This window comes from Corynebacterium sp. S7, from assembly GCF_054401105.1.
Window position 1 is genome coordinate 1,085,720 of the sequence record NZ_CM136760.1, and the last position, 25,203, is coordinate 1,110,922.

The following is a 25,203-nucleotide window of genomic DNA, read 5'->3' on the forward strand; positions in this document are numbered from 1 at the left end:
AGCGCAAAATAGTAGGCATGAATAACACTTATCCCGCGACGCCACGCTTGGTTCTTCTCCGTGGAATTGTCGCGGAATTTTTGGGAACATGCCTGCTCGTCGCCATTGTTGTTGGCTCGGGCATTGCGGCCCAAACGCTGTCTCCTGACGATGTCGGCCTCCAGCTGCTACAAAACTCCCTCGCAACCACCTTTGGGCTGGCTGTTTTGATTCTGATCTTTCAAACGGTCTCGGGAGCACACTTCAACCCAGTGGTCACCATCGCAGATCGTATTCTTGGCGCACGGCTCTCTCTAGGCACTATCACCGGATATATCGTCGCCCAAATCCTGGGTGGGATCTCTGGCGCACTACTTGCCAACCTCATGTTCGACGTCCCCACCACAATTGCGACAACGCAGCGCGCCACTGCCGGTAAGCTTCTCGGCGAAGTCGTTGCAACCGCTGGGCTGGTTTTGTTGATCTTTGCTTTGGTGCGCACTCGGCGCGCAGCCATTGTTGGCCCGGCCGTCGGGGCGTATATTGGTGCTGCATATTGGTTTACTTCTTCAACCTCGTTTGCCAACCCAGCTGTCACCATCGGACGGATCTTTAGTGACACTTTCGCAGGCATCGCGCCCTCGTCGGTTCTTCCATTCATTCTTGCCCAGTGCGTTGGCGCTGCTATCGCCATCGGGCTAGTCGTTCTCCTCTTTCCAGCAAGCGAAAAGGATAGACAATGACACACCTAGTTATCGTCGGTGGATCGGACGCGGGGATCTCTGCGGCACTGCGTGCCCGCGAACTGTCTCCAAGCACAGAGGTTACCGTTGTAGTCGCAGACGAATTTCCGAACTACTCAATCTGCGGCATTCCTTATTACTTCACCGGGGAAGTTGCTCCGTGGCAGTCGCTGGCACACCGCAATCTCGCGGAATTGGAAGCAACCGGAATGAACCTGCGCGTAAACACCGTAGCCACCCGCATCGATGTGGCAAACAAACAACTGGAAGTACGCACAAGGTCAGGGGAACACGAGCTCATCGCCTACGACGAGCTGATCGTAGGCACGGGAGCGGTGCCATCGAAGGCAGGAATTGCGGGACTAGAGCGTCTGGGCAGTGCGGACGGCGTGCACGTCCTTCACTCCATGGGCGATACCTTTGCCTTAGAGCGCGACTTGAAGGAGAGAAAGCCACGCTCGGTGATCATTATCGGTGCAGGCTACGTTGGCCTCGAGATGGCAGAGGCGTTCATTGCCCAGGGGATGCAGGTTACTCAACTGCAGCGCGGGCCTGAGGTGTTATCCACTCTGGATGCTGAACTTGGCGCGCTAGTACACCAAGAATTGGTGGATAATGGCGTCAATGTCGTGGTGAACTCCACGATTACTGCCGTAGCCAAAGGCGCAGATGGTCTCACTGTCACCGGCCAGCACGAAGGCCAGCCGTTTACACAAACCACAGACCTCGTGCTCGTTGTTGTCGGAGTTCGCCCGAATACCGAGCTCCTTGAGCAAGCCGGGGCCACTTTTGGTCCAGGTCACGCGGTCATGGTGAATAAGAAAATGCAGACCGGAATTCCGCACGTCTGGGCTGCGGGAGATGGTGTTGTCACCCATCATCGTTTGCTTGGCGTGACGTATCTGCCGTTGGGCACTACAAGCCATAAGCAGGGAAGGACCGCGGGAGAGAACGCGATCGGCGGGCGCGCTGAATTCGCAGGCTCGGTGGGCACCCAAGTTGTAAAAGTATTCGACCTGGTCGCGGCGCGCACCGGGCTTCGCCAAAAGGAAGCCGAAGCAGCAGGGCACGCAGCGCTCACCGTTGCGGCTAAGGCAGACGATCACAAGCGCTACTACCCGGGAGCGCAACACATCGAGTTCCGCATCACAGGCGATTCGAGCGATGGGCGACTTCTTGGAGCACAGCTCGTCGGAAAGCGTGGCAGCGAGATCGCCAAACGTGTTGATACCTTTGCCACCGGACTCTATGCGGGTCTCACCGTGGCGCAAGTCAGTGAACTGGATTTGTCCTACACGCCGCCCCTCGGCTCACCGTGGGACGCAGTGCAATCTGCCACGCAAGCATGGGAAGCACAATTTCGCCAGCTTTAAGTATTCGGGTCGATCACGTGAATCGAGAGCGGTTGCGTGGTCATGGTGTAAATTCCGGGCTCAGAATCAAAGACGGCAAGGATTTCCGTCGCAAGCTTTTCGGAAATAGGGAGGCCGAGGTGGTCGTCGGCAAGCACCGGCTCGCCCTCGCCCGGCACCACCTCGATCCACTTCTTCCGGCTGACCAACGCAAAGCTCTTGTCAAAGCGAATTCGGTAGCGCACCGCCCGCAGCAGCTGCTCGGCCGCGACGGTAGTGATATCAATGCGCAGAGTGGGCTTGTCGGTGAAGTCCAGGTAGTCGGCCATCGCAGCGCTTAACGACGAGCCCTGCTCCTCCGTGGCATTACGTAAAATTTTGAAAGCCTCGGGATCGTCCCGCAACGAATCGCGCTGAGGGTCAGTGAGCCCGAGCGGGTAGTAGTTTCCCAAGACTCCTGCGAACTTTCGTGCATCCCAGTTGAGTGCGTCGCCTAAGTCGCGAGCGGTGACTCCGATGGCGTAGGTGAATCGGACGGGGCCCGTTTTCGTCTCGACGATGCCAAGCGCTGGGTCATTGACGAAGATCAGGGCGGAGAGCGTGGAATCGTCGATAAGCGGAAGCCCGAAGTCCATGTGGTGGCCGGGCTCGAGGTCGTTGCCGGTGCTGGTGATGTACTCAGCCACGCGGCTCAAAAGCTGCGCTGGCCATGCAGGAGGCAGTGGTTCGTCTGCTGCGACGCGCATGGTGAGTTCGGTTTGGGTGCCCGCGATAGGCGTGGCGGAGTTTACTCGCGAGATGCCGAAGGTGGAGTAGAAGTAGTGGGGGACTTCGCGGTCGACGCGATAGCTGAGTACGGGGATGTCTCCGTATTCGTAGACAATGGGATCTTGGTTGCCAAATGCGTCATTGAACGCTGCCTTGATCGCAGTTCCGCCGACTTTCGGTGAGAACCGCGAACGATTGAAGACTTTTTTCCACGCACTCATAGGTTCTAGATTAACCCTGGATTGAAATTGGTTCTGTGATGTGGCACACATGTATGGGGTGGGGTGGGAACCTTTGGACCTTGAATTGCGTTACACGTTGTGAACAATTTATATTCGCCAAAGCTATAGAGAATAGAGAAAGGAAACGGGTTCTCGTGCGCAGCACTAATCCTGTTTTATCGAACCTACCCGCCTCCCAACAACAGGGTGGCTACGGCTACCAACAGCAGTCCTACGGTAACTACCAGTCCTACCAGGGCTACCAGCCACAGCAGCAGGCTGCTGCATCCGAGCGTCCAATGACCGTTGATGATGTGGTGACCAAAACGGGTGCCACCCTGGGTGTCATCATTGTCTTTGCACTGGCAAACTTCATTATTGCGGCAACCGGCAACGTTGGTCTGACCATGTTGCTGACTGTCGTCGGAGGTATCGGCGGTTTCATTACCGTGCTTGTGCACTCGTTCGGTAAAAAGTACGGCTCCCGGACCGTCACTCTGATCTACGCGGCCTTCGAAGGTCTCTTCGTCGGTGGCCTCTCGCTGCTGCTGTCTGGTTGGACCATTGGCAACGAAAACGCTGGCATGATGATCGGCCAGGCGATCCTGGGCACTGTTGGTGTATTTATCGGCATGCTATTCGTGTACAAGACCGGCGCGATCCGCGTCACGCCACGTTTCACCCGCATTCTCACTGGTGCACTGATCGGTGTCGTAGTCTTGTCACTGGGTAATCTCATCGGCGCGCTCTTCTTCAACTTCAACATCCTGCGTGATGGTGGCCCGATCTCCATCATCTTCTCGCTTGTGTGTATCGTTTTGGCCGCAGTGAGCTTCCTCAATGACTTTGATGTAGCAGACCAGTTGATCCGCACTGGCGCTCCTTCGAAGATGGCATGGGGCGTTGCGCTCGGCCTGGCAGTGACCTTGGTATGGCTCTACACCGAGATCCTGCGCCTGCTGTCCTACTTTACGAATAGGAATTAGCACTGAGGCTAGAACGACTAAGCCCCACACCAAGAATTTGGTGTGGGGCTTAGTGCTGTGTTGCCGGTTTGGCTGAGCAGGAGGGGCTGAGCAGGAAGGGTATTGAGAATCGGCGCACCGGGCCATTAATATTTGCTCTATAGAGGATCTTTTTCTTGCGCATCTTTTCAATAATCCATTAGGAAAATCTTGAAAGGGCACCACTATGAGAAAGAGCTCTGTGGACAGGGAACTCTGGGATGCAATCGATGCGCAACGTGAGCGAGTCGCAGATATGCTGGACCGCTTAGACGCAAGTGAGTGGGATCAGCCTTCGCTGTGTGAAGGATGGACCGTACGCGATGTCGCAGCGCACTTAACGCTGCAGCAAATGAGCCTGCCAAAGGTGCTGTGGCTGGCGCTGAGGACTCGCGGCGATCTGAATAACATCATTCGAAAGTCTGCGATTCTCAAGAGCACCGCTGCGACTGAGGAGTACGCAAAAGCAATTCGAAACATGATCGGATCTACGGCACACAACTTTGGAGTTACTCCGCAAGAGACGCACATGGACATTATTGTTCACGGCTTTGACATTGCGATTCCGCTCGGACGAACCATAGATGTTCCCCCGCAGGAGGTACGTCGGGCAGCTCAACGGGTCTGGTCGTATCAGGGGAAAGGACTCGCGGAAGTCTTTACCCAATTGGGTACTTCCGACCTGAGATTCACCGCCACAGATGTCGAGTGGCAAGTAGGTAGTGGCCCCGAAGTTCGCGGCCCTGTGGCGGCCATATTACTGGTGTTAACGGGACGCACAGTGTGGCTAGATCAGCTCAGTGGCCCAGGCACAGACAAGCTTTGGGCCAGCGCGAAACAGGCAAAAGAAAACGCCGCCTCGACCAGCAAGTCGAAGCGACGCTCAAAACCGCAATAAGGAGGGCCTAGTACTACCTAGTACCACCTTTTACTATTCGGTAACTACACCTTCGGAGCCCATTTCCAGGGTGCTGCCATCGACAGCAGTCTCTGGTTGCTGGGTAAAGGTACCGGTTGCTGCGGTGCCCGTAGCGCCTGCAGTTGTGGTAGCGGTTGCGCGAGCGGTGGTTTCGTTTGGATCCTCGAAACCAGGCTGCCCGTAGTTCAGGGAATCTGGGTTCTGCGTCTGAGCAGTAGGGACCTTGCCAATCTCCGAGTCTTTCTCATTCGGAGGGGAGCAGGCTGCGATGGCCAGGGCTGCGACAGCCGCCACGGAGGCTGCGGTGAGCTTACGGGAGATACGCATGGATTTCCTTTTCAAATTGTGTAATCGAAATGAGCAAAGGTGTTTTAGTACTTAGTTTTACCTAGTCAGTACCTAGTCAGAGCGAGGTGTTGCTGCCTTATCAGAATCATACGGCTCTGCAGAGACGATTGTCACCGAAATCTCACGTCCGTTTGGAGCAGTGTAAGAACGGGTTTCGCCCTCGGAGGCACCAATCACAGCTGCGCCAAGCGGGGACTGCTCGGAGTAGGTCTCTAGGTCCTTGTTGCCGGTGGCGGCAGCGCGGGTACCAATTAGGAAGGTTTCCTTGTCGTTCTCGTCGCCGTCGTAGTACACATGCACAACGGAACCGACGTGGGCCTGGCCCTCAACAACACCGGAGCGCTCAGTGGTGGAGCTAGCAAGGATCTCGGAGATCTGCTTAATGCGGGCCTCTTCTTGGTCCTGCTGTTCGCGGGCTGCGTCGTAGCCAGCGTTCTCCTTGAGGTCGCCTTCCTCACGGCGCTCGTTGATCTCGGCCGCGATAGCGGTGCGGTTATCAATGAGCTGCTGGAGTTCGTTCTCCAGCTTGGCCTTCATCTCTGGGGTGATGTACTGCTGTTGGGGCTCAGCCATGGGTGACAAACCTTCCATTGAAACGATTCTGCGACATTTCTGTGTCGTGGCAGCGCGAGGTACACGCTGTAAATGCGCACTTGAACTAACGGGCATTCTAGCACAGGTCAATGTGGTAAAAATTACCCGCCCGCCCAAAGCGAAAATTCTTAAGAACGCGCCTGATCGTAGGTTGGGTTTTCGGTGTTCATATAGGAAGGAACATTCTCGGAGCAACCGTAGATGCCGCCAGAGACTGGGTAGGCGCGCGTAGGCATGTCCACTGCGATACGCATCTGCGCTTCGCCTCCAGCAGGAATAATCACTTCGCGACGACCGACCTCCGCCATCGAATAGTCCAGCGAGGTGGCAATGCAATAGGAAGGGATCTCAGTGTTGGTGCGAACGACGTCGATCCAGACCCGGTTGGTTTGGTCGTCGATACGCTCACTGGTGACGAAGGAACCTTCGATGGGGGAGTCGTCCTTGGTCATGATGCGTGACATGCCAGCGACCAAAATGATGGCGACAGCCACGACCATGAGTACCGCAATGACCTTGCCAGTCATTCCTTTGGGTTTTTCTGGGGTGAAATCTTTCCCATATCGGTCAACGGGGCGGGAAATATCTGGGGTGGACACTGCCGAAAAACCTCACAAAGGAAAAGATTTGAGCCTGAGCTCAGAGACGAAAATGACTTTAACCCTGATGGTACTAAGATTGTTAGAAGTTAACCTAAATCACGAAATGTGGAAGGTGGAGTTTTAGTGAGCGGCCTACGCCTCATGGCAATCCATGCGCACCCCGACGACGAATCGTCGAAAGGCGCGGCAACCATGGCGAAATACGCAGACGAAGGCAACGAAGTACTCGTAGTCACCTGCACGGGCGGCGAACGCGGTTCGATCCTGAATCCGGCGATGGATCGTCCAGGTGTCCTGGACAATATGGTCGAAGTGCGTCGCGAAGAGATGGCGAACGCAGCTGATGCACTCGGCGTTGATCAGATGTGGCTCGGGTATGTTGATTCCGGCCTGCCGGAAGGGGATCCGCTTCCTCCGCTGCCAGAAGGCTGTTTTGCCAGGCAAGATCCCGTCGAGGTGACCAAGCATTTGGTCCAGGTGATGCGTGAGTTCCGCCCTCACGTGATCATCACCTACGACGAAAACGGTGGATATCCACACCCCGATCACCTGATGGTGCACGAGATTTCGATGCTGGCCTGGGAGAAATCCGGCGATCCGGAATTCGCACCTGAGGCAGGGGAGCCGTGGATTCCATTGAAGTTGTACTACACCCACGGTTTCGTGCTGCAACGCATGAAGCTTTTCGACGAGCGCCTGCGCGCCGAAGGAAAACGCAGCCCGTACGGTCCGATGATTAAGCGTTGGGAAGAAAACCAAGCCGACATTATGGCCCGGGTGACCACGCAGATCGAATGTTCAGACTATTTTGGTAATCGTGAGCAAGCACTTCTCGCGCATGCCACTCAGATTGACCCAGCGGGTGCTTTCTTGGCAACATCAGTAGAAGTGCAGCAAGAGCTGTGGCCTACGGAAGAGTTTGAGCTTGCGCGCACGCGTGTGTCAACGCACATGCCAGAAGATGATTTATTCGCAGGTATCGCACGAGATACCGCGAAGGATGAGGATTAGGACCCGTGATTACGGAATTTTTGGCCAGCACCCAGGGCGTTGTCATCGACGTGCTTGCCCAACAAGAGCAAGGTGGCCCGCTGGGTCCTGAATTCGGTAAGGCATCGCCTATTGGCATGCTTGTTGTTGTGGCCTTGTTGGTTGCGATTTTGACGTTGGGCTGGTTCTTCCACCGTCGGTACTCTCGCTTCAATCGCCGCCGTATGTTCGCGGAGGCCCATGGCTTGGATGTGTTCGACACTGAGGCAGTGGACAAGGCGATGGAAGAAGCCGGTGTGCTTGACCGGCGAGATGACTCAAAACTTTGACGCTTGTTTTTAACGAATGAGCTCCATCCCTACCCCCGCGCCGTGAACTGTGCTAGGGTGTAGAACATGTTCGTAAAGCAGTTTTATTTTAGCAAGGCTCTGGGGAGCGTCCCCCGGTCTTGTTCTTTGAGCTGACCGAACACACGCTAACTAGAGCCTAAGCAGCACCTCCCCGAAAGGGTTGAGGGGCTGCTTTTTTGCTTGTCTGCTTCATTTTTCTTTTCCCACGATCTCCCGAAATCAACCCCAAACCAAAAATAAGGAACCAAGAGAATGTCTCAACCAGTCTCATTGAGCAATTCGGCCTCCACCTCGAATAAACGAGTCCGCGATTTCCACCGCCTCCCGAGCCCTTTGGAAATGCAAAACGATCTCCCGCTCGACGAGGATAAGTTGAACAAGGTCGAACGCGATCGCCAAGACATCGCGGACATTTTCGCCGGCGAGGATGACCGCCTAGTGGTCGTTGTTGGGCCATGTTCAATCCATGACCCCGTCGCTGCACAGGAATACGCTGATCGTCTTGCCCCGCTGGCAAAGCGTCTCGACGACGATCTCAAGGTTGTCATGCGCGTGTACTTCGAAAAGCCACGTACCACCGTGGGCTGGAAGGGTCTGATCAATGACCCCGACCTCAATGGCACCTACCACGTGGAAAAGGGGTTGCGTCTTGCCCGCGAGGTTCTGACCAAGGTTGTCACCACTGGTCTTCCTGCAGGCTGTGAGTTCCTCGAGCCTTCCAGCCCGCAGTACTACGCGGATGCCGTTGCCTGGGGTGCAATTGGCGCGCGTACCACGGAATCACAGGTGCACCGCCAGCTGGCTTCGGGGATGTCCATGCCAATCGGATTCAAGAACGGCACCGACGGTTCCGTCCAGGTTGCCATCGACGCAGTCAGCGCCGCCCAGCAGCCACACTTCTTCTTTGGGGTATCGGACGAGGGCGAGCCAAGCGTTGTAGAAACCGAAGGCAATCCTCACACGCACGTCATTTTGCGCGGTGGCACCAGCGGACCGAACTTCGATAGGGACTCGGTGGCGGCTGTCGTCGATAAGCTTGGTCCTGAATCGCGCCTGATGATCGACGCGTCGCACGCGAACTCCAACAAGGACCACGTGCGCCAGGCTGAGGTGACCCGTGACATCGCCGAGCAGATTGCCGAAGGCAACGAGCACATTGCGGGCATCATGCTGGAGTCCTTCCTGGTTGCAGGCGCACAGAAGTTGGATCCGGAAAAGCTCAAGGTCAACGGTGGCGAGGGTTTGGTTTACGGTCAATCCGTGACAGATAAGTGCATGGACTTCGACACAACTGTGGATTTGCTGGAAGATCTGGCACGCGCCGTGCGTAAGCGCAGGGAGAAGTAGTTACCCGCTACACTGAACTATGTGAATGTGCTTGAACGTATGCTGTATCCGCTCTACGAGCGGAGGCTTCAGCGTGAGTTACGCGGAAAGTCACAGCCCAAGCATATTGCGGTGATGGCGGACGGCAACCGCCGGTGGGCGCGTGAGGCGGGGTTTACCGATATCTCCCATGGCCACCGGGCCGGCGCGAATAAGATCGCCGAGCTTGTACGCTGGTCGTCGGAGACGCAGGTAGAGGTGATCACCATTTATCTGTTGTCCACCGAGAATCTGCAGCGCGCGAGGGAAGAAGTCGACCTGCTCTTCGACATTATTTCCGATGTGATCGATGACCTCGCCGCCGATGATCAGACCTGCAAAGTCCGCCTCGTGGGCCACCTCGACCTACTGCCACCCGATGTGGCAAAGCGCATGCAGGATTCCGCCGCAACAACGGCTGATCGCCCAGGCCTGACCGTGAACATTGCGGTGGGGTACGGCGGCAGGCAGGAAATCGTCGACGCAGTCAAGACGCTTATCGACGAAGAACTGGCCTCCGGGACCCCTGCAGAAAAACTCTCCGACGCCGTGACGGTGGACTCCATTTCCAAGCACGTCTACACCAAGGGCCAGCCCGACCCTGACCTAGTGATCCGCACCTCCGGTGAGCAGCGCCTGTCGGGATTCTTGCTCTGGCAGTCGGCGTACTCGGAGATCTGGTTCACGGATACTTATTGGCCAGCGTTTAGGAAGATTGACTTCCTGCGTGCGCTGCGTGATTATTCCCAGCGCTCGCGCCGTTTCGGTAAGTAATCTAAATTTTGCGCATCCGGACCCGTTGCACCAAGTGGTCGTAGCCCTTATGCAGCACCAGTGAAGCGCGGACTTTGGTGGGCAGGATATTTTCCATCAGGTTGGGCAGGTTGATTGACTGCCAGATTTCGCGCGCGGTGTGTGCGCCCTTCGCCTCGTCCAAATGGGCATAGTCAGCGAAGTGCGCACCTGGTTGGCGGAAAGCCGTGTGGCGCAGCTTGAGGAAGCGCTCGATGTACCAGTGTTCAATGTCGGTGGTGCGCGCATCCACGTAGACGGAGAAATCAAGCAAGTCGCTGACCATCAACGTGGGGCCCGTCTGCAAGACGTTGAGGCCTTCGAGGATGACAATGTCTGGACGGTCGATGACTTGGTATTCGTCGGGGAGAATGTCATAGGCGGTGTGCGAATACACAGGTGCCTGGACGTTTGGCTTGCCCGATTTCACGTCGGTGACGAAGCGCAAAAGTGCACGCCGGTCGTAGGACTCCGGGAAACCTTTGCGGTTCATGAGTTTTCTCCGCTCCAGCTCAGCGGTGGGGTAGAGGAACCCGTCGGTGGTCACCAGATCTACCCGCGGATGGGTGTCCCACCTTTGCAGCAGTACCTGCAACAGACGTGCGGTTGTAGATTTACCCACCGCCACAGAACCTGCCACGCCGATGATGAAGGGCACGCGCCCAGTTGACTCGCCCAAGAAGGTTTCTGTTGCGGCAGTTAATTCCTGGCGTGCTGAGACCTGCAGATGAATCAGACGAGACAGAGGCAGATAAATGTCTGTGACCTCGTTCAAATCAATATTTTCGCCAACACCGCGCAGAGTATCCAGTTCCTCGGCGGAGAGCACCTGCGGCATAGTTGCACGCAGTTCCCTCCACGCATCTCTGTCAAAATCGAGGTAAGGACTGGAGTCTGTGCTGCGGGCCATGTTGTTAATTGTCCCACTCTTTATCTTCCTGCTGGACCTTGGCCCCACCGCAATATCTGCGTGTCGTAAGATACTCAGGAACTACTCGCTTTTTGAAAGGTCGGCAACCGTCCCATGACAGACAATGTGTTGAACCAGGAGTTGGCGGAACTTGATCCTGAGGTACACGCTCAGATCCTCAACGAGATTTCCCGTCAGCGCAACACCTTGGAAATGATTGCTTCCGAGAACTTCGTTCCCCGTGCAGTGCTGCAGGCGCAGGGTTCAGTCCTGACGAACAAGTACGCTGAAGGCTACCCAGGCAAGCGCTACTACGGTGGCTGCGAAAACGTTGACGTGGTGGAGAACCTCGCCATCGACCGAGCAAAGTCGCTCTTCGGTGCGGAATACGCCAACGTTCAGCCTCACTCCGGTGCACAGGCTAACGCTGCTGTGCTGCACGCGCTGATCAAGCCAGGCGACACCATCCTGGGTCTGTCCTTGTCCCACGGTGGTCACCTGACCCACGGCATGAAGGCAAACTTCTCTGGCCGCCTGTACAACGTGGTTGCTTACGAAGTTGACCCAGATACCATGCGCATCGACATGGATAAGGTTCGCGAGCTGGCCCTCGAGCACAAGCCACAGGTCATCATCGCTGGTTGGTCTGCTTACCCTCGTACCTTGGACTTTGAAGCGTTCCGTGCGATCGCCGACGAGGTTGGTGCCTACCTGTGGACCGACATGGCTCACTTCGCGGGTCTGGTGGCAGCTGGTCTGCACCCAAGCCCGGTGCCTTACTCTGACGTTGTCTCCACCACCATTCACAAGACCATTGGTGGTCCACGCTCCGGTATGATCCTGGCGAAGGAGGAGTACGCAAAGAAGCTTAACTCCGCTGTCTTCCCAGGCCAGCAGGGCGGCCCACTGATGCACGTGGTTGCTGCAAAGGCAACCGCGCTCAAGGTTGCTGCAACTGAGGGCTTCAAGCAGCGCCAGGAGCGCACTCTCGAAGGTGCACGCATCGTCGCTGAGCGTCTGACCGCCGCAGACTGCAAGGCTGCCGGCGTTGACGTGTTTACCGGTGGCACCGACGTTCACCTGGTTCTCGCCGACCTGCGCAACTCCGAGATGGACGGACAGCAGGCAGAGAATCTGCTGCACGAGATCGGTATCACGGTTAACCGTAACTCCGTGCCTTTCGATCCTCGTCCACCAGCCGTTTCCTCCGGCCTGCGCATCGGTACCCCAGCGCTGGCTACCCGTGGCTTCGACGCAGCAGCATTCACTGAGACCGCAGACATCATCGGCACCGCTCTTGCAGCTGGCAAGAACGCTGACGTTGAGGCGCTGCGCGCACGCGTGACCAAGCTCGCTGAGCAGTACCCGCTTTACGAAGGCCTCGAAGACTGGAAGATGGTCTAAGAAGCGCGCGAACAAAGGCCCGATCCCCTTAAGAACAGGGGATCGGGCCTTCGTCGTGAAGCGAGCTTTTAGCTCTCGGCGGAATTTTGCTCCTCACCGTTTGCACGCTCTGTGGCGAAGGCGGTGCGCGCCTGGCTCAACCACTCAGGCTGGTTAGCTAGCAATTCCTTGATCTCAGCGGTAGTCAAAGGCTTGTCCAAATCATTGCGCTTGAGCGCAGTAATCGAGATGCCGAGCTTACGTGCCACCTCGGGGCGAGGGTGCGGGCCATTGAGACGCAGCTCCGTGAGCCACTGGGGTGGATTGTTCTGCAGATCGCGCAATTGGCCATGGGTGATGGCGCCGTCCTGGAATTCCTGAGGCGTCGCGGGCAAGTAAATACCGAGCTTCTTCGCTGCGGTTGCGGGTTTCATGGCGGTGCCGGATGGCTCACCATCGAAGTTGAAATCTTCACTCATAACCATGACGGTAGCATTAACGCCATGTTGACCCTTGCGTTCGTAACAGGAACGGAGCCATCGAAATGGTTCCGCAGATTCCGCGACTCCACATCACATGGGTTGAGCACGCGCGATTCCGATGACGCGTTCGCAGAACTCCAGGCAGGGGAGGCGGAGATCGCGCTCACGAGGCTCCCCGACGCCCGCATTACGGAGGAGTATTTCGTCGTCACGCTTTACGACGAGGAACCAGGCGTGGCAGTTCCGAAAGACTCGGTTTACGCGGAAGTCGCTGAGGCCGTGGCGCTGCGCGACCTTGAAGGTGAACACGTTAACGAATACGACACTATCGACGAGTTACGGGCTGGCCTGCAGGTTGTTGCCGCAAATGTTGGAATCGCGTTCGGACCGAAGCCCCTGTTGAAGATGCTGTCGAAGAAACAGGTTGTTCCGTTGACGCTGAAAGGTGGGCGAGATCCGGTGACTAGTATCGCCTTGGTGTGGCGAAAAGCAGACGATTCGGACGCTATCCAGGACTTTGTCGGAGTGGCGAAGGGTCGTACATTAAACTCTTCGCGTGCGGCTGCTCCGAAAAGAACGGCGAAGGAAAAACGTATAGCGAAAGAAACTCGCCGCGGTAAGCAATCCCCCCAACCGGGGGGAAGGAAGAAGCGCCGTTAACCAGAAATTCGGATACTAGAAAAAGTAATCGACCTCACAAGAAAGGTTTTCTTCATGAAGCGCACACTAGCAACAGTTATTGCAGCGGTCACCTTTGCGGGTGGATTGGCTGCTTGTTCAGCAGATGGCGGTAGCTCCTCCACCGGTTCGACAGGTGCTTCTGCCTCCGCAACGACGAGTGCAGCGGCATCCAGCTCTGCTGAAGCCTCGGATTCGGCAGATGCCTCCGAAACTGAGGGTGCCACCGATGGTGCAGATGCCAGCGGCGAAGCTGATGAAAGCGCTGCAGGAGCAAACGACGCTACCGTCGAGCAAAAGACCGCAGATGGTAATTCTGTCCTCGTACCTGCGGATTTCAAGGCCGCCATCGATGAGGTGACAGGAGAGTGGGGTGAGCCAGAGACCATTCAGCAGGAAGAAGGCGGAGCGCTCGCAACATTTGCAGAGGGCAACCTGCTTGCATGGTCCAAGGATTCCGGTGCGGCACCGATGGTGGGCATGATCGCGCAGACGTGGGCGGATGAGGGTGGCTTGGCGAATACGATCGGTCTGCCAACTGCTGCCGAGGAAAAGCTTCCTGATGGTGGTTGGACTCAGAAGTTCACCAACGGCGTGATCAACTGGGTGAATCAGGGCGGTCAGTGGGGCGCTCAGGTGCAGCCGAACTAGTGCACATCCCTTGACCTCTAGCTGAGAGTCAGGGTTTGTAAACAAAAGTTCATCTTCCAACAATGTAATTTACACCTTGCTTCCCTACCGTCGGGGTTGTCCGGAAAACCAACGAAAACCTACCGGGCACCTACCGACTAGGGGAGCAGGTCCAAATGTTTGAACCAACTGTCACCGAGCGCGATTTCACTCCAGATGTCACTGATGTCACGGACAACAAGACGGGGGTGAAGACATACGTGCTAGATACCTCGGTGCTGTTGTCAGACCCCTGGGCGATTCGGAAGTTCGCAGAACACCACGTAGTACTCCCGCTCGTGGTCATCACTGAGTTGGAAGCAAAACGTCATCACCCAGAGCTTGGCTGGTTCGCCCGCCAAGCTCTTCGCTTATTAGAAGAACTTCGCCTGGATTATGATCGCCTTGACCAGCCAGTTCCCGTCAATGTAGACGGCGGCATGGTGCGAGTCGAGCTGAACCACCAGGATCAGTCCCGGCTGCCTGTTGCATTCCGCGGCACCGAAGGCGATCACCGGATTCTGGCGTGCGCACTCAACCTCATGCACGAGGGCAACGATGTTGTGCTTGTGACCAAAGATGTCCCACTTCGCGTTAAAGCTGGCGCAGTAGGCCTAGCCGCAGACGAATACCGTGCGCAAGACGTTGTTTTGACCGGGTACACGGGTATGGCTGAGCTCGAGGTGTCCGGGGAAGACATCGACGAACTCTTTGCTACCGGCTTCTTGGCCATCGACACGGAAGACCTGCCAGTACATTGCGGTGTCACCCTTAATGCGGGGACCCAATCGGCACTCGGTCGTGTTGCACCGAGCGGCGGGGTGCGCCTCGTTCGCGGGGACATTAACGCCTTCGGCCTCAACGGTCGCTCGGCGGAACAGCGCATCGCCCTCGATCTGCTCACGGATAGCAGCGTGGGCATCGTCTCCATCGGCGGTCGCGCCGGTACAGGCAAGTCGGCTCTCGCACTGTGCGCCGGGCTGGAGGCAGTTCTCGAGCGTGGAGAGCACAAGCGCATCGTCGTATTCCGCCCGCTCTACGCCGTCGGTGGGCAGAACCTGGGTTACCTGCCGGGCAGCGAAACTGAGAAGATGAATCCGTGGGCACAGGCTGTCTATGACACCCTCGAGGGCGTTGTTTCAGACAACGTCATGGAAGAAGTCATGGCACGTGGCCTGCTGGAGGTGTTGCCTCTCACACACATCCGCGGACGCAGCCTGCATGACAGTTTTGTCATCGTCGACGAGGCACAGTCACTGGAGCGCAATGTCTTGCTCACCGTGCTTTCGCGTCTGGGTCGTGGCTCCCGTGTTGTATTGACCCACGATGTGGCGCAGCGCGATAACCTGCGTGTTGGCCGCCACGATGGTGTCCAGGCAGTCATTGAAAAGCTCAAGGGCAACGATTTGTTCGCTCACATCACCTTGACTCGTTCCGAGCGCTCAGCAATTGCGGAATTGGTCACCGATCTGCTGGAAGACGGTCACTAGACCCACGTGAGCGTTCGCTAGCTGCGAATATTTTGCACGACTACAGGTGGTGGGGTAAAAATTGGGTGTTATGACCAAAGCTGGCTTCAATCTTCGACCAGTGCGCCCGGAGGATTATCCCCAGGTGCGTGCGATCTACCAAATGGGCCTTGAAACAGGTAACGCCACTTATGAGACTCAAGGGCCGACGTGGGAAAGGTTCACAAGGTCCAAGATCATGGAAACTGTCTATGTCGCCGTCGAAGAAGACGATGACAACAAGGTGATCGGTTGGGTGTCGGCGGCGCCGGCGTCGTCGCGAAGCGTCTTTCATGGCGTTGTCGAAGACTCCATCTACATTCACCCCGAAGCCCAAGGCAGAGGCGTTGCTGGTGCCCTTTTGGACCGCCTCATTGAGGTGTGCCAAGAATTAGACAAGTGGGCGATTCACTCCTGGATCTTCCCAGAAAACGAAGGCTCCGCGAAACTCCATATCTCTCGCGGGTTTGAGAAGGTAGGCACCTACCGTCACTTAGCGAAGATGACCTACGGCGAATACGCTGGCCAGTGGCGCGACACTGACGTGTACGAAAAGCTTTTGCCCAAGCCGGAAGAAAAAGAAATTAACGCCCCCAACTACGAGATCTAACAACGTACCCAGAAACGCAGTTCAGGGCCCCAAGCAGTTCGCTTGGGGCCCTGAATTGTTTTATTAGTGCACTGTCTATTCCACTGTGTCCTTGAGTTTTTCCTCAGTGATAGGGAACATCAGCAACATTGCCACGATGGCTAGCGGCACCATGAGCAAGAAGACGGGAGTCAACGCGTCGTTGTAGCTAGTCATGATTGCCTCGCGCAAAATGGTCGGGAACTCCAGTACAGCACTCGGGGTCAGCGAGCTTGTCGCGCCTCCCGCGGCGAATGCCTGGGCATAAGGCGCGCCCTCGGAGCCCATCTGGGCGAAGGCGCCAGGCAGGTTCGCCTCCAATTGGTTGATTAGGTTCATAGAGAACATCGAACCGATCAGAGACGCACCGAGCGAGGAGCCGAGCTGGCGGAAGAAGTTGTTCGCGGCCGTGGCCGTACCAACCATGGTGATCGGGAAGGAGTTTTGCACGATCAACACCAGCACCTGCATGACCAATCCCAGGCCGAAGCCGAAGATGAAGAAGTAAACGCCGATGGTGACCAGTGACGTCGCGGTAGTCAGGGTAGAGAACAGGAAGAGTGCCACTGCCACAATGCCCATACCGATAATCGGGTAGATCTTGTAATTACCCGTGCGAGTGATCACGAAACCGACAATCGTCGAGGTGCCGAGCATACCGAACATCATCGGGATCATCATCAGACCTGCCGAGGAAGGCGACATACCGTGCACCATCTGCAAATAGGTAGGCAGGTAGGACAATGCGCCTGTCATAGCCAGACCGAGGACAGTACCACCGGCGGTGGTGAGCACCATGTTGCGGTTCTTAAACAGCTCCATTGGAATCAGTGGGTTCTCAGCGCGCAACTCGACGATCACGAAAGCAACAGCCGCTGCGATGGTCACAATGATCAAACCAATGATGGTAGGCGAGTTCCACGCGTACTGATTGCCACCCCATGTGGTGAACAAAATCAGACTTGCGGTAGCTACTGCCATGAGCATAGTACCCAGCCAGTCGAAGCTCTTGCGCTCGGCAGAACCCGTGCGCAGGTGCAGAACGGCCCAACTAATGGCAATGGCAATCAGGCCAAGTGGGATGTTCATCCACATGCCCCAACGCCAACCCGGGCCGTCAGTGAACCAACCACCGAGGACTGGGCCAAGCACCGAGGAAACACCGAAGGCGGCGCCCATCAGACCCTGGAACTTGCCACGTTGGCGCGCTGGGATGATTTCAGCGACGATCGACTGCGACGTCACCATCATGCCGCCACCGCCGAAGCCCTGGATAGCTCGGCCAATAACAAGCCAGGTCATCGAGTTGGCAAAGCCACCGATGGTGGAGCCAATCACGAACAGCGCAATGCCGAAGATGTAGAGCCATTTACGGCCGATCATGTCGCCGACCTTGCCGAAAATTGGCATGGCAATGGTCATGGTGACCAAGAATGCCGAGATGACCCAACTCATGTGCTCCACGCCACCGAGCTCACCAACAATGGTGGGCAGCGCGGTAGAGAAGATCATCTGCGCTAGCGAACTCATCATCATGGTGGTGATGAGTGCGGTGAAAATCAGACCGATTCGGGGCGCGGCGGCGGACGCACGGTCTGTTTGGTTATCTACCAAATTAACTCCTTAGAAAAACGGGCGGAAAGTGCCGCTGCGTTGAGTAGCTGGTCAATTTCTGACTGCGACTCAGTGGGTGCGAATTCCGGATGAAGCAAATACACGCTTACCGCGGACATGACTTGGAGGAAAACAAGGTGAATCTCTACCGAAAGAGGCTCGTTTTCCAGCTTCCTGTCTTCAGGGAAGGTGCTGTAATGCCTCTCGAGTACTTGGTGGGTGGGCTTCAAAGAGTGTCGCACCCTAGACATTGCGGTCATAGCCAAGCCTTTATCTTTCATGATGATGCGGCGCTGGCGGACCTCGAATCCACGATCGAGAGGGTCAACGTTTGCCTCAATCTCCGAGAGAATTGAGGCGACGATGTTATCTGTTTTTGTGGTGGCAATCCGTTCGTGTGCTGCTTGGGGCAGTTCAGCAGGAAACGCTCCAATGACGAGGTCGTCCTTGGAGTCCAAGTAGTTGAAGAAGGTCCGGCGTGAGATTTCAGCGGCTTCGCAGATGGCGTCAATTGTGACGTTGTCAAAACCCTGACGCTCGATAAGAGTCAGGGCTTCGTCGAAAATGCGCCACCGTGTGTGACGCCGCTTTTTCTCACGCACTCCCTCTGACGAAGAAATGCTCACCGAGCACATATTACACTCGGTGCAAAAGTTTTCTACTTCGCTAAGGTAAGATGATAATCTCTCACGAAAATGATTGTGAATGGGGTCGCATCCACAATCGGCCTTTCACATTTTTCTGGATACGTCTACGCTGGTTGGCAAGAGAAAGTAGGTGCACATCGTGCGATTCTTTAGTCCTTCCCGTCGCAAGCCTGCGGAGCCTGACGCGAATTTCCCAGGCCTGGACCGTGAGCGAGCCAACGATCTACGCACGGAGCTTCGTAAAGCCGCAGAGCAACGCGGTGCTGCGATCCGGATCAACGGCAAAACGGTGTTGCTCGATCATCCCCGACTCGGCAAGGTCAGCGCCGACGTTTCAAGCGCGGTTCGTCAGTTAGGGTCTAGCGTTCACCCGAAGGCACCACGGCGTATCGCGACAGCACTGGTGGATCAGATGCTGGCCAGCCCGCAGGGCAAGGGCTCTGAGACTGCATCCGTGTATGCATCCTTGCGCCCACGGCTCGTGCAAGTCGACGAGGGCGAAGGCACATTTACCAACGACACAACCGCGACCATTGTGTTAGATACCGGCGACGGTTATAAGACCATGTCTGATGAGGCTTTAGCGCGTATCGACGATCCCGAGACGCTTCGTCATGCGGCCTCCGTGAATCTGCGCGCAGACATAGAATCGACGTTTGATGTCCAGGTAACCGACAACGGTCAAGGAATCATCGCAATCGAGGCTGTTGGCTCTGAGCTCGCGTCGGCTGCGTTGGATTTGGCCCTCGTGCTGGATACATTTGCCCCACGGGTCGCACGCGACAAGGGCCTGCTTTTTGCCATCCCTACGCACGGCACGATCCTTGTGTCACCTGTTAGCGAGGGAGAAGAGCTGGTAGCTTCCCTAAATAACATGGCCAAGCTTGCGGTGACTTATCCAACGAGGAAGCCGCTTTCTAGGCTTTTGCACTTTTGGTATGAAGGCCAGGTGGAAACGCTGTCCTCGTTCGATAGGGACGCTCAAGCAATCGTGATTACACCGAACGATTACTTGACGCGCCTTTTACGGATTGACGGGAACCCCGAAGGATAAGGTGCCCTCGACTTCATTGACACCGTTGATGGAGTAAGCCACCTCGACGAGGCCGGACTCAGGAACCGAAATAGTCCACGCCCCCTCAGTTCCGGAGCAGCTATTCGTCAACGCGGTTGAGGAATAGAGTTCGCTGGTCAGTGGCTGGAGAGACACCACACAGCCCTGGTCGGGATAGACGATCATCGCGGTGTCGCCGCCGAATGTTGCAACTGCCTGCCAGCGTTGGCCTTGAGTCGCCTCGGAAACGCTAACCAGCTCACCAACGTAGGTTCCGGCAGGAGGAGCATCGGGGGAGGCACCGGGAGTCGGCGGAGTAGCCGTCACGGTGACGGTTTCTGGGGTGGTGGAGGTAGAGGCCTCGTCGTTACGCGAAAATGCGATCCCGCCCGCCGCAATGGCGGCGATGACTGCGACGATGAGCACGATAATGCCACCGGCAACCACGGGGCGATTCGAGCCGGTGGAATTTTTTACGTCAGAAAATGAGTCACTCATATGCTAAACCGGCCCGAGGAAATCCCACGGGCCGGCTCCCTTTAATTATGTGGACCTGATCGCACTAGTTAAAACTAGTCGCGGTCAGTGTTTGCCATGCTCAGAACGTCAAGGCGACGGTCGAGCTCTTCCTCGGTGAGGGTGGTGCCGTCGACGAAGCCCATGTCAATGACGGTCTGGCGGATGGTCTTGCCCTCTGCCAGCGCAGTCTTTGCGACCTTAGCTGCGTTTTCGTAACCAATTGCCGAGTTCAGCGGGGTGACGATCGAAGGGGAGGACTCAGCCAGAGTCTTCATACGATCGACGTTTGGTGTGATGCCATCAACCAGCTTGGTAGCGAACTGACGAGCGGTGTTAGCCAGCAGGCGAGCGGACTCAAGCACGTTGCGTGCCATCACAGGGATGAACACGTTGAGCTCGAACTGGCCCTGGGTGCCAGCAAAAGCAACGGCAGCGTCGTTGCCGATGACCTGAGCGGAAACCTGGGTTGCGGTCTCACACAGAACTGGGTTGACCTTGCCCGGCATGATGGAGGAGCCTGGCTGCAGGTCAGGCAGGTGGATCTCGGCGAAGCCGGTCAATGGACCAGAGCCCATCAGGCGGATATCGTTGGCGATCTTGTAGAAGGAGACAGCAACAACGCGCATGGCGCCGGAGAACTCAACGAGAGCGTCGCGGTTAGCCTGAGCCTCGAAGTGGTTCTTGGCCTCGGACAGCTCCTGGACACCGGTGAGCTTCTTGAGCTCCTCGGTGACCTTTGCACCGAAGTCAGCCGGGGTGTTCAGGCCGGTGCCGGTAGCGGTGCCGCCGATAGCAAGCTCGCCCAGGCGAGGCAGGGTTGCTTCGATGCGCTCGATACCCAGCTCGATCTGGCGAGCGTAGCCACCGAATTCCTGACCCAAGGTCACAGGGACAGCGTCCATGAGGTGGGTACGGCCGGACTTAACAACCTCTTTCCACTCATTTGCTTTGTTCTGCAGGGACTCCTGCAGCACCTTCAGGCCTGGGATGAGATCGTTGACAGCAGCTTCGGTAGCAGCCACGTGGGTTGCAGTTGGGAAGGTGTCGTTGGAGGACTGACCCATGTTGACGTCATCGTTCGGGTGGATCTCCACACCGTTCTGCTTCGCCAAAGAAGCGATGACCTCGTTGGTGTTCATGTTGGAAGAAGTACCGGAACCGGTCTGGAACACATCGATTGGGAACTGATCATCGTGGGCACCATCAGCGATTTCCATAGCCGCTGCAATGATGGCATCTGCCTTCGTTGCATCAAGAGCACCGGAATCCTTGTTCACCTGTGCACATGCAGCCTTGAGCAGGCCAAGTGCACGGATCTGAGCGGACTCCAGGCCACGGCCGGAGATAGGGAAGTTCTCCACTGCGCGCTGGGTCTGTGCGCGCCACAGAGCGTTAACTGGGACCTTTACTTCACCCATGGTGTCGTGTTCGATGCGGTATTCCTGCTCGGTCATTTACTAGTCCTTTACTACTTAAGTGATGTTTGATTGCTTATCTGAGTGAGATCCGCGGACGTGCTCACACGTACCTCTAGGGTAGCCGACTGGCACGACCGCGCTTTTACAGCGATTTAGTTTTGTGGGTCGTTGTAATCCACCACGGAGTATTCCTGCAGCTTTGCCAGCTTGTGCAAGCTCTCGATGTGGCGGACGGTGCCGGACTTCGAGCGCATGACCAAGGAGCGGGTGGTTGCACCGTTCGAGCGGTAAGACACGCCACGGAGCATGTCACCGTTAGTAACACCGGTTGCTGCGAAGTAGCAGTGGTTCGAGGTGACAAGGTCGTGGTGGGTCAGCACACGAGTCAGGTCGTGGCCAGCAGCCAGCACTTTTTCGAGCTCTTCGTCGGACTGCGGTGCCAGCATGCCCTGGATCTCGCCATCGAGGCACTTCATCGCACACGCGGTGATGACGCCTTCAGGGGTGCCGCCGATGCCCATTGCCAAGTCGATGGAGTTGTTTTCCTGCGCGGTAGCGATAGCACCTGCAACGTCACCATCCATGATGAAACGGACCTTTGCTCCAGCGTCGCGGATGTCCTGGACCAACTGGGTGTGGCGAGGACGGTCCAGCACGACCACAGTCACGTCTGAAGGGGTAATCCCCTTAGCCTTCGCAACAACGGAAATGTTATGAGCAACAGGAGCCGTGATGTCGATCTTGCCAGCGGCCTCTGGGCCGGTGGCGATCTTGTTCATGTAGAAGGCATCCTTCGGGTTGTACATTGTGCCGCGCTCAGCAGCAGCAATGACAGAAATCGCGTTCGGACGGCCCTCAGCCATCAGGCGGGTACCATCGACTGGATCAACTGCGATGTCAACCGCGGCACCTTCGCCGTTGCCGACGTTCTCGCCGTTGAACAACATTGGAGCTTCGTCCTTCTCGCCCTCACCAATGACGATGATGCCGTCCATGTTGACTGAGTTAATCATCTGACGCATCGCTTCAACAGCGGCGCCGTCGCCCTCGTTCTTCTGGCCACGGCCGACCCAGCGACCAGAAGCCAGTGCTGCAGCCTCCGTGACGCGGACTAGTTCCATGGCGAGATTACGGTCTGGGCGTTCCGACGAAGTCGCGGACATACGGTGGCCTCCTGGTGAGATGCTTAAGTGACATGTTTAAAAAGACTTTCAAAAGTCTGCAGCGCACGTGATCCATGCATAACTAATGCATCAGAGTAACGCGCACCTTAACCTCACACTATTGTGGCACTTTTGTGTCCGAGAGTGTGGAATCTTTGTACCGTTTGGGGGTATGTGCCGACCGTCACTACAGAGTGCATGTGTTTTGCAATAGATTTGCCATAGATTTGCCCTAGATAGGGCTCTCCACACCACATTTTGGGGGTGGGTTGGTGGAACCCCGTAGACATGGAATACTGTCCAGCGTGGCTGCACAAGAGAAACCCCGCATTTTTCAGGATGGACGAGACATGGTTTTGTCCATCGGATTACTCGTCCTCGTGATGTTTGTGTCCGTGGGTTTTACGGGGTTATGTTCCTTTAACCCAGGGGCTCCCGAGAACGGTCCCGTCCAGGAAGTGGACGCGAAGACCTTCACCGACATGGAAGCACGTGCGGTGAACTATCCGGTGCGCTACCCAGAAATGCCCGAGGGCTGGGTCACCAACTCTGCTCGGCGTTCCATGATTGACGGCCAGCCTGCTCCTGTCATCGGTTGGGTGACACCAGATACCGGCTACGTTGCCATGACCCAAACGGGTGCAGATTTAAAGACCGCAGTTGCAGCTATCGACGACGACCCACGCCAGCACACCGACACCGTGCAAATTGCTGGTCAGGACGTGCTGAAATACACCTCCGAAGAACGCGATGTGCGTGATGTGTGGGCGCTTGACATGCAGGATTCCCGCCTCATCTTTACGGGGGCCGGCACCGATGCGGAATTCGACGAGCTGATTTCTACAGCCATCACAACCGCACCGATTGATACCTCCGTGCCGGTGCAGTAGCCCTATTTAGCCCTATTCAGATTCCGGGTTATCTGTACCCAACGCCTGCTCGACGCGGGCGGATGCACCATCCAGAAGTACCTCGCAACGTTTTGCGAGGGCCTCACCGCGCTCCCAGTACTTGAGCGATTCATCGAGGCTCATCTGGCCGAGCTCCAAGATTTTCACGGTTTCGATCAGTTCGTCACGGGCCTGCTCGTAAGTCAAGGATTCAGGGTCGGGGAAAGCGTTTTCTCCTGCTTGACCTTGGCCAACAATGTTTTCGGACATGTAATGAGTTCTCCTTCTAAAGGTTCTTCGGTTGAATTTGCTTAATCTGCGGGCGAGGTGGACATTCCGGCAGCAGTAATCGAGCCGTCTCCCACGCGAATGCGCAGCTGTGATCCTGGAGGGGCTTGAGTAATGCTGGTAACAACTTCTGGGCCTGAATGATCCCGTGGCAGCACTTGGACAACCGCGTAGCCGCGCTCCAAAGTCGCCGAAGGCCCTAGTGCGGATACTTGGGCGCGAAGGGAACGAATAGTGGCGGTTTCTTGCCCGAGCAGATAGGTCATTTCCTTGCGGATGGACGTGCGGGAGCGCTCCAACTCGTCGCGACGCACATTGATTGGTGTGAGCGGATTCGCCAGCACCGGACGAGAGCGGACATTGGCTAGGCCGCGGCGTTCGCGTTCCACCCAACCGCGCAGTGCGGCTGCCATGCGAGAGCGAGCTTCTACGACGAGTGCGCGTTCTTGAGCAACGTCGGGTACGACGCGTTTTGCTGCGTCCGTTGGTGTTGCTGCGCGCAGGTCGGCAACGTTATCAAGGACGGGGTTGTCGGGTTCGTGGCCGATGGCTGAAACAACTGGGGTGTGCGCTGAAGAAACGGCGCGTTGGAGGGCCTCTTCCGAAAAGGGAAGGAGATCCTCCACGGATCCGCCACCGCGGGCGATGATGATGATATCAACTTCCGGGTCGGCGTCGAGTACACGAAGTGCCTCGATGATTTCGGGCACGGCATTCGCTCCTTGAACTGCAGTATTGATCACCCGGAAGGATACTGCCGGCCAGCGATCTTGCGACACGGAAAGCACATCGCGTTCTGCAGCAGAACCACGGCCCGTAATCAGCCCGACTTTGTTGGGAAGGTAGGGCAGAGGCTTCTTGCGGGAGGGGTCGAACAGGCCTTCGGCAGCGAGCTGCTTTCTTAACATCTCGATGCGCGCCAGCAGCTCCCCCTCGCCGACATGGCGAATCTCTGTCACCCACAAAGAGAAGGACGCGCGTCCTTCGAAGAAAGCAGGCTTTCCGTGGATAACCACGTGGTCGCCGTCTTTCAGTGGGGTAGGCATGTTGCGTAGCAAGCTCGTCGAGCACGTGAGCTGGACACTCGCTTGCTCTTCGGTGTCACGCAGCGTGAGGTAGGACAGCTTCCATGTTGGCTTCATGTTGACCTGAGTTAGCTGACCCTCAACCCACAAGAAGCCCAGTCGCTCAATCCAACCTTTAACCGTGGAATTCACCCGACGAACGGGCCACGGCGTTTCAGATGTGCTTGCGGGCGGTTTACTCCCGTTATTGTCCACCTGTGATCCTCCTTACTCGGTTTATGCTGGGCGCCTGAACTCACC

At 56.6% G+C, this 25,203-nt stretch carries 28 protein-coding genes; 15 read left to right on the forward strand and 13 right to left on the reverse strand.

Going from position 1 to position 25,203, the window contains the following annotated elements; translation table 11 throughout:
* The first annotated feature begins 17 nt into the window (after nucleotides 1-17).
* Nucleotides 18-722, forward strand: coding sequence for an aquaporin (locus ACXZ66_RS05250; RefSeq protein WP_458750837.1), 705 nt, complete (start codon nucleotides 18-20; stop codon nucleotides 720-722).
* Nucleotides 719-2,095: an FAD-dependent oxidoreductase gene (locus tag ACXZ66_RS05255; protein ID WP_458750838.1), complete on the forward strand. Its 1,377-nt coding sequence runs from the start codon at nucleotides 719-721 to the stop codon at nucleotides 2,093-2,095. Before ACXZ66_RS05250 ends, ACXZ66_RS05255 begins: the two co-directional genes overlap by 4 nt.
* On the opposite strand, the gene ACXZ66_RS05260 is transcribed toward ACXZ66_RS05255, so the two are convergent.
* Nucleotides 2,092-3,063, reverse strand: a complete 972-nt coding sequence (locus tag ACXZ66_RS05260) for a suppressor of fused domain protein (protein WP_458750839.1) — start codon at nucleotides 3,061-3,063, stop codon at nucleotides 2,092-2,094. The genes ACXZ66_RS05255 and ACXZ66_RS05260 overlap by 4 nt on opposite strands.
* A 155-nt stretch (nucleotides 3,064-3,218) precedes the next feature.
* Between ACXZ66_RS05260 and ACXZ66_RS05265 the strand changes: the two genes are divergently transcribed.
* Nucleotides 3,219-4,049 carry a Bax inhibitor-1/YccA family protein gene (locus ACXZ66_RS05265; RefSeq protein WP_458750840.1) on the forward strand — a complete coding sequence of 277 codons (831 nt, stop codon included), beginning with the start codon at nucleotides 3,219-3,221 and terminating at the stop codon, nucleotides 4,047-4,049.
* 205 nt (nucleotides 4,050-4,254) lie between these two features.
* On the forward strand, nucleotides 4,255-4,965 hold the full coding sequence (locus ACXZ66_RS05270) for a maleylpyruvate isomerase family mycothiol-dependent enzyme (protein WP_458750841.1): 711 nt from the start codon (nucleotides 4,255-4,257) through the stop codon (nucleotides 4,963-4,965).
* A 33-nt stretch (nucleotides 4,966-4,998) separates the two neighbouring features.
* Here the strand turns inward: ACXZ66_RS05270 and ACXZ66_RS05275 are convergent, their stop codons facing one another.
* The 3 genes from ACXZ66_RS05275 to ACXZ66_RS05285 form a co-directional block, all read right to left on the reverse strand.
* Entirely contained in the window at nucleotides 4,999-5,313 is a 315-nt protein-coding gene (locus ACXZ66_RS05275; protein WP_458750842.1) for a hypothetical protein, read from the reverse strand.
* Between the two features lie 72 nt (nucleotides 5,314-5,385).
* Nucleotides 5,386-5,907 (reverse strand): transcription elongation factor GreA, encoded by a 522-nt coding sequence (gene greA, locus ACXZ66_RS05280; RefSeq protein ID WP_458750843.1) that lies wholly within the window; start codon nucleotides 5,905-5,907, stop codon nucleotides 5,386-5,388.
* A 149-nt stretch (nucleotides 5,908-6,056) separates the two neighbouring features.
* Entirely contained in the window at nucleotides 6,057-6,527 is a 471-nt protein-coding gene (locus ACXZ66_RS05285; RefSeq protein ID WP_458750844.1) for a DUF4307 domain-containing protein, read from the reverse strand.
* 126 nt (nucleotides 6,528-6,653) lie between these two features.
* On the opposite strand from ACXZ66_RS05285, the gene mca reads away from it, so the two are divergent.
* The 4 genes from mca (at nucleotide 6,654) to ACXZ66_RS05305 (ending at nucleotide 10,009) form a co-directional block, all read left to right on the forward strand.
* Nucleotides 6,654-7,541, forward strand: a complete 888-nt coding sequence (mca, locus tag ACXZ66_RS05290) for a mycothiol conjugate amidase Mca (protein ID WP_458750845.1) — start codon at nucleotides 6,654-6,656, stop codon at nucleotides 7,539-7,541.
* A 5-nt stretch (nucleotides 7,542-7,546) separates the two neighbouring features.
* Entirely contained in the window at nucleotides 7,547-7,849 is a 303-nt protein-coding gene (locus ACXZ66_RS05295) for a hypothetical protein (protein WP_458750846.1), read from the forward strand.
* 273 nt (nucleotides 7,850-8,122) lie between these two features.
* The gene (locus ACXZ66_RS05300; protein ID WP_458750847.1) at nucleotides 8,123-9,217 is read left to right on the forward strand and encodes a 3-deoxy-7-phosphoheptulonate synthase; all 1,095 of its coding nucleotides are present in this window, start codon (nucleotides 8,123-8,125) and stop codon (nucleotides 9,215-9,217) included.
* Nucleotides 9,218-9,238: 21 nt separating this feature from the next.
* Nucleotides 9,239-10,009, forward strand: a complete 771-nt coding sequence (locus ACXZ66_RS05305; protein WP_458750848.1) for an isoprenyl transferase — start codon at nucleotides 9,239-9,241, stop codon at nucleotides 10,007-10,009.
* Nucleotide 10,010: 1 nt separating this feature from the next.
* Here ACXZ66_RS05305 and coaA read toward each other — a convergent pair whose 3' ends face one another.
* The gene (gene coaA / locus ACXZ66_RS05310) at nucleotides 10,011-10,937 is read right to left on the reverse strand and encodes a type I pantothenate kinase (protein WP_458750849.1); all 927 of its coding nucleotides are present in this window, start codon (nucleotides 10,935-10,937) and stop codon (nucleotides 10,011-10,013) included.
* A 114-nt stretch (nucleotides 10,938-11,051) separates the two neighbouring features.
* On the opposite strand from coaA, the gene glyA reads away from it, so the two are divergent.
* Nucleotides 11,052-12,341, forward strand: coding sequence for a serine hydroxymethyltransferase (gene glyA, locus ACXZ66_RS05315; protein ID WP_458750850.1), 1,290 nt, complete (start codon nucleotides 11,052-11,054; stop codon nucleotides 12,339-12,341).
* Nucleotides 12,342-12,409: 68 nt separating this feature from the next.
* Here glyA and ACXZ66_RS05320 read toward each other — a convergent pair whose 3' ends face one another.
* A complete protein-coding gene (locus ACXZ66_RS05320; protein ID WP_458750851.1) occupies nucleotides 12,410-12,799 on the reverse strand; it encodes a DUF5997 family protein in 390 nt (129 codons plus the stop codon).
* A 24-nt stretch (nucleotides 12,800-12,823) separates the two neighbouring features.
* Between ACXZ66_RS05320 and ACXZ66_RS05325 the strand changes: the two genes are divergently transcribed.
* From ACXZ66_RS05325 to ACXZ66_RS05340, 4 genes are all read left to right on the forward strand, one after another.
* Nucleotides 12,824-13,462 carry a LysR family transcriptional regulator substrate-binding protein gene (locus tag ACXZ66_RS05325; RefSeq protein ID WP_458750852.1) on the forward strand — a complete coding sequence of 213 codons (639 nt, stop codon included), beginning with the start codon at nucleotides 12,824-12,826 and terminating at the stop codon, nucleotides 13,460-13,462.
* Between the two features lie 54 nt (nucleotides 13,463-13,516).
* The gene (locus tag ACXZ66_RS05330) at nucleotides 13,517-14,131 is read left to right on the forward strand and encodes an LGFP repeat-containing protein (RefSeq protein WP_458750853.1); all 615 of its coding nucleotides are present in this window, start codon (nucleotides 13,517-13,519) and stop codon (nucleotides 14,129-14,131) included.
* A 155-nt stretch (nucleotides 14,132-14,286) separates the two neighbouring features.
* Nucleotides 14,287-15,639 (forward strand): PhoH family protein, encoded by a 1,353-nt coding sequence (locus ACXZ66_RS05335; RefSeq protein WP_458750854.1) that lies wholly within the window; start codon nucleotides 14,287-14,289, stop codon nucleotides 15,637-15,639.
* A gap of 70 nt (nucleotides 15,640-15,709) precedes the next feature.
* On the forward strand, nucleotides 15,710-16,267 hold the full coding sequence (locus tag ACXZ66_RS05340; RefSeq protein ID WP_458750855.1) for an N-acetyltransferase family protein: 558 nt from the start codon (nucleotides 15,710-15,712) through the stop codon (nucleotides 16,265-16,267).
* 75 nt (nucleotides 16,268-16,342) lie between these two features.
* Here ACXZ66_RS05340 and ACXZ66_RS05345 read toward each other — a convergent pair whose 3' ends face one another.
* Both ACXZ66_RS05345 and ACXZ66_RS05350 read right to left on the reverse strand, forming a co-directional pair.
* Nucleotides 16,343-17,899, reverse strand: coding sequence for an MDR family MFS transporter (locus tag ACXZ66_RS05345; protein WP_458750856.1), 1,557 nt, complete (start codon nucleotides 17,897-17,899; stop codon nucleotides 16,343-16,345).
* Nucleotides 17,893-18,525, reverse strand: a complete 633-nt coding sequence (locus ACXZ66_RS05350) for a TetR family transcriptional regulator (protein WP_458750857.1) — start codon at nucleotides 18,523-18,525, stop codon at nucleotides 17,893-17,895. The genes ACXZ66_RS05345 and ACXZ66_RS05350 overlap by 7 nt, the downstream gene beginning before the upstream one ends.
* A 160-nt stretch (nucleotides 18,526-18,685) precedes the next feature.
* Between ACXZ66_RS05350 and ACXZ66_RS05355 the strand changes: the two genes are divergently transcribed.
* Nucleotides 18,686-19,600 carry a hypothetical protein gene (locus tag ACXZ66_RS05355; protein ID WP_458750858.1) on the forward strand — a complete coding sequence of 305 codons (915 nt, stop codon included), beginning with the start codon at nucleotides 18,686-18,688 and terminating at the stop codon, nucleotides 19,598-19,600.
* Here the strand turns inward: ACXZ66_RS05355 and ACXZ66_RS05360 are convergent.
* From ACXZ66_RS05360 to glpX, 3 genes are all read right to left on the reverse strand, one after another.
* A complete protein-coding gene (locus ACXZ66_RS05360) occupies nucleotides 19,571-20,098 on the reverse strand; it encodes a hypothetical protein (protein ID WP_458750859.1) in 528 nt (175 codons plus the stop codon). The two genes, ACXZ66_RS05355 and ACXZ66_RS05360, sit on opposite strands and share 30 nt — an antisense overlap.
* Nucleotides 20,099-20,172: 74 nt before the next feature.
* Nucleotides 20,173-21,573: a class II fumarate hydratase gene (locus tag ACXZ66_RS05365; RefSeq protein ID WP_458750860.1), complete on the reverse strand. Its 1,401-nt coding sequence runs from the start codon at nucleotides 21,571-21,573 to the stop codon at nucleotides 20,173-20,175.
* 116 nt (nucleotides 21,574-21,689) lie between these two features.
* Nucleotides 21,690-22,700, reverse strand: a complete 1,011-nt coding sequence (gene glpX / locus ACXZ66_RS05370; RefSeq protein ID WP_458750861.1) for a class II fructose-bisphosphatase — start codon at nucleotides 22,698-22,700, stop codon at nucleotides 21,690-21,692.
* 305 nt (nucleotides 22,701-23,005) lie between these two features.
* Here glpX and ACXZ66_RS05375 point away from each other — a divergent pair, with 305 nt between their 5' ends.
* Nucleotides 23,006-23,590, forward strand: a complete 585-nt coding sequence (locus ACXZ66_RS05375; protein ID WP_458750862.1) for a DUF4245 domain-containing protein — start codon at nucleotides 23,006-23,008, stop codon at nucleotides 23,588-23,590.
* Nucleotides 23,591-23,602: 12 nt separating this feature from the next.
* Here the strand turns inward: ACXZ66_RS05375 and ACXZ66_RS05380 are convergent, their stop codons facing one another.
* Entirely contained in the window at nucleotides 23,603-23,860 is a 258-nt protein-coding gene (locus ACXZ66_RS05380; RefSeq protein WP_458750863.1) for an exodeoxyribonuclease VII small subunit, read from the reverse strand.
* Nucleotides 23,861-23,901: 41 nt separating this feature from the next.
* A complete protein-coding gene (xseA, locus tag ACXZ66_RS05385) occupies nucleotides 23,902-25,158 on the reverse strand; it encodes an exodeoxyribonuclease VII large subunit (RefSeq protein WP_458750864.1) in 1,257 nt (418 codons plus the stop codon).
* Nucleotides 25,159-25,203: the final 45 nt, after the last annotated feature.

Excerpts from the sequence above, each read along its gene's own strand:
- ACXZ66_RS05250 (WP_458750837.1), top strand. The coding sequence starts at position 18 with ATGAATAACACTTATCCCGCGACGCCACGCTTGGTTCTTCTCCGTGGA.
- ACXZ66_RS05255 (WP_458750838.1), top strand. The coding sequence starts at position 719 with ATGACACACCTAGTTATCGTCGGTGGATCGGACGCGGGGATCTCTGCG.
- ACXZ66_RS05260 (WP_458750839.1), bottom strand. The coding sequence starts at position 3,063 with ATGAGTGCGTGGAAAAAAGTCTTCAATCGTTCGCGGTTCTCACCGAAA.
- ACXZ66_RS05270 (WP_458750841.1), top strand. The coding sequence starts at position 4,255 with ATGAGAAAGAGCTCTGTGGACAGGGAACTCTGGGATGCAATCGATGCG.
- ACXZ66_RS05275 (WP_458750842.1), bottom strand. The coding sequence starts at position 5,313 with ATGCGTATCTCCCGTAAGCTCACCGCAGCCTCCGTGGCGGCTGTCGCA.
- greA (WP_458750843.1), bottom strand. The coding sequence starts at position 5,907 with ATGGCTGAGCCCCAACAGCAGTACATCACCCCAGAGATGAAGGCCAAG.
- ACXZ66_RS05300 (WP_458750847.1), top strand. The coding sequence starts at position 8,123 with ATGTCTCAACCAGTCTCATTGAGCAATTCGGCCTCCACCTCGAATAAA.
- coaA (WP_458750849.1), bottom strand. The coding sequence starts at position 10,937 with ATGGCCCGCAGCACAGACTCCAGTCCTTACCTCGATTTTGACAGAGAT.
- glyA (WP_458750850.1), top strand. The coding sequence starts at position 11,052 with ATGACAGACAATGTGTTGAACCAGGAGTTGGCGGAACTTGATCCTGAG.
- ACXZ66_RS05320 (WP_458750851.1), bottom strand. The coding sequence starts at position 12,799 with ATGAGTGAAGATTTCAACTTCGATGGTGAGCCATCCGGCACCGCCATG.
- ACXZ66_RS05325 (WP_458750852.1), top strand. The coding sequence starts at position 12,824 with ATGTTGACCCTTGCGTTCGTAACAGGAACGGAGCCATCGAAATGGTTC.
- ACXZ66_RS05330 (WP_458750853.1), top strand. The coding sequence starts at position 13,517 with ATGAAGCGCACACTAGCAACAGTTATTGCAGCGGTCACCTTTGCGGGT.
- ACXZ66_RS05335 (WP_458750854.1), top strand. The coding sequence starts at position 14,287 with ATGTTTGAACCAACTGTCACCGAGCGCGATTTCACTCCAGATGTCACT.
- ACXZ66_RS05340 (WP_458750855.1), top strand. The coding sequence starts at position 15,710 with ATGACCAAAGCTGGCTTCAATCTTCGACCAGTGCGCCCGGAGGATTAT.
- ACXZ66_RS05360 (WP_458750859.1), bottom strand. The coding sequence starts at position 20,098 with ATGAGTGACTCATTTTCTGACGTAAAAAATTCCACCGGCTCGAATCGC.
- ACXZ66_RS05365 (WP_458750860.1), bottom strand. The coding sequence starts at position 21,573 with ATGACCGAGCAGGAATACCGCATCGAACACGACACCATGGGTGAAGTA.
- glpX (WP_458750861.1), bottom strand. The coding sequence starts at position 22,700 with ATGTCCGCGACTTCGTCGGAACGCCCAGACCGTAATCTCGCCATGGAA.
- ACXZ66_RS05380 (WP_458750863.1), bottom strand. The coding sequence starts at position 23,860 with ATGTCCGAAAACATTGTTGGCCAAGGTCAAGCAGGAGAAAACGCTTTC.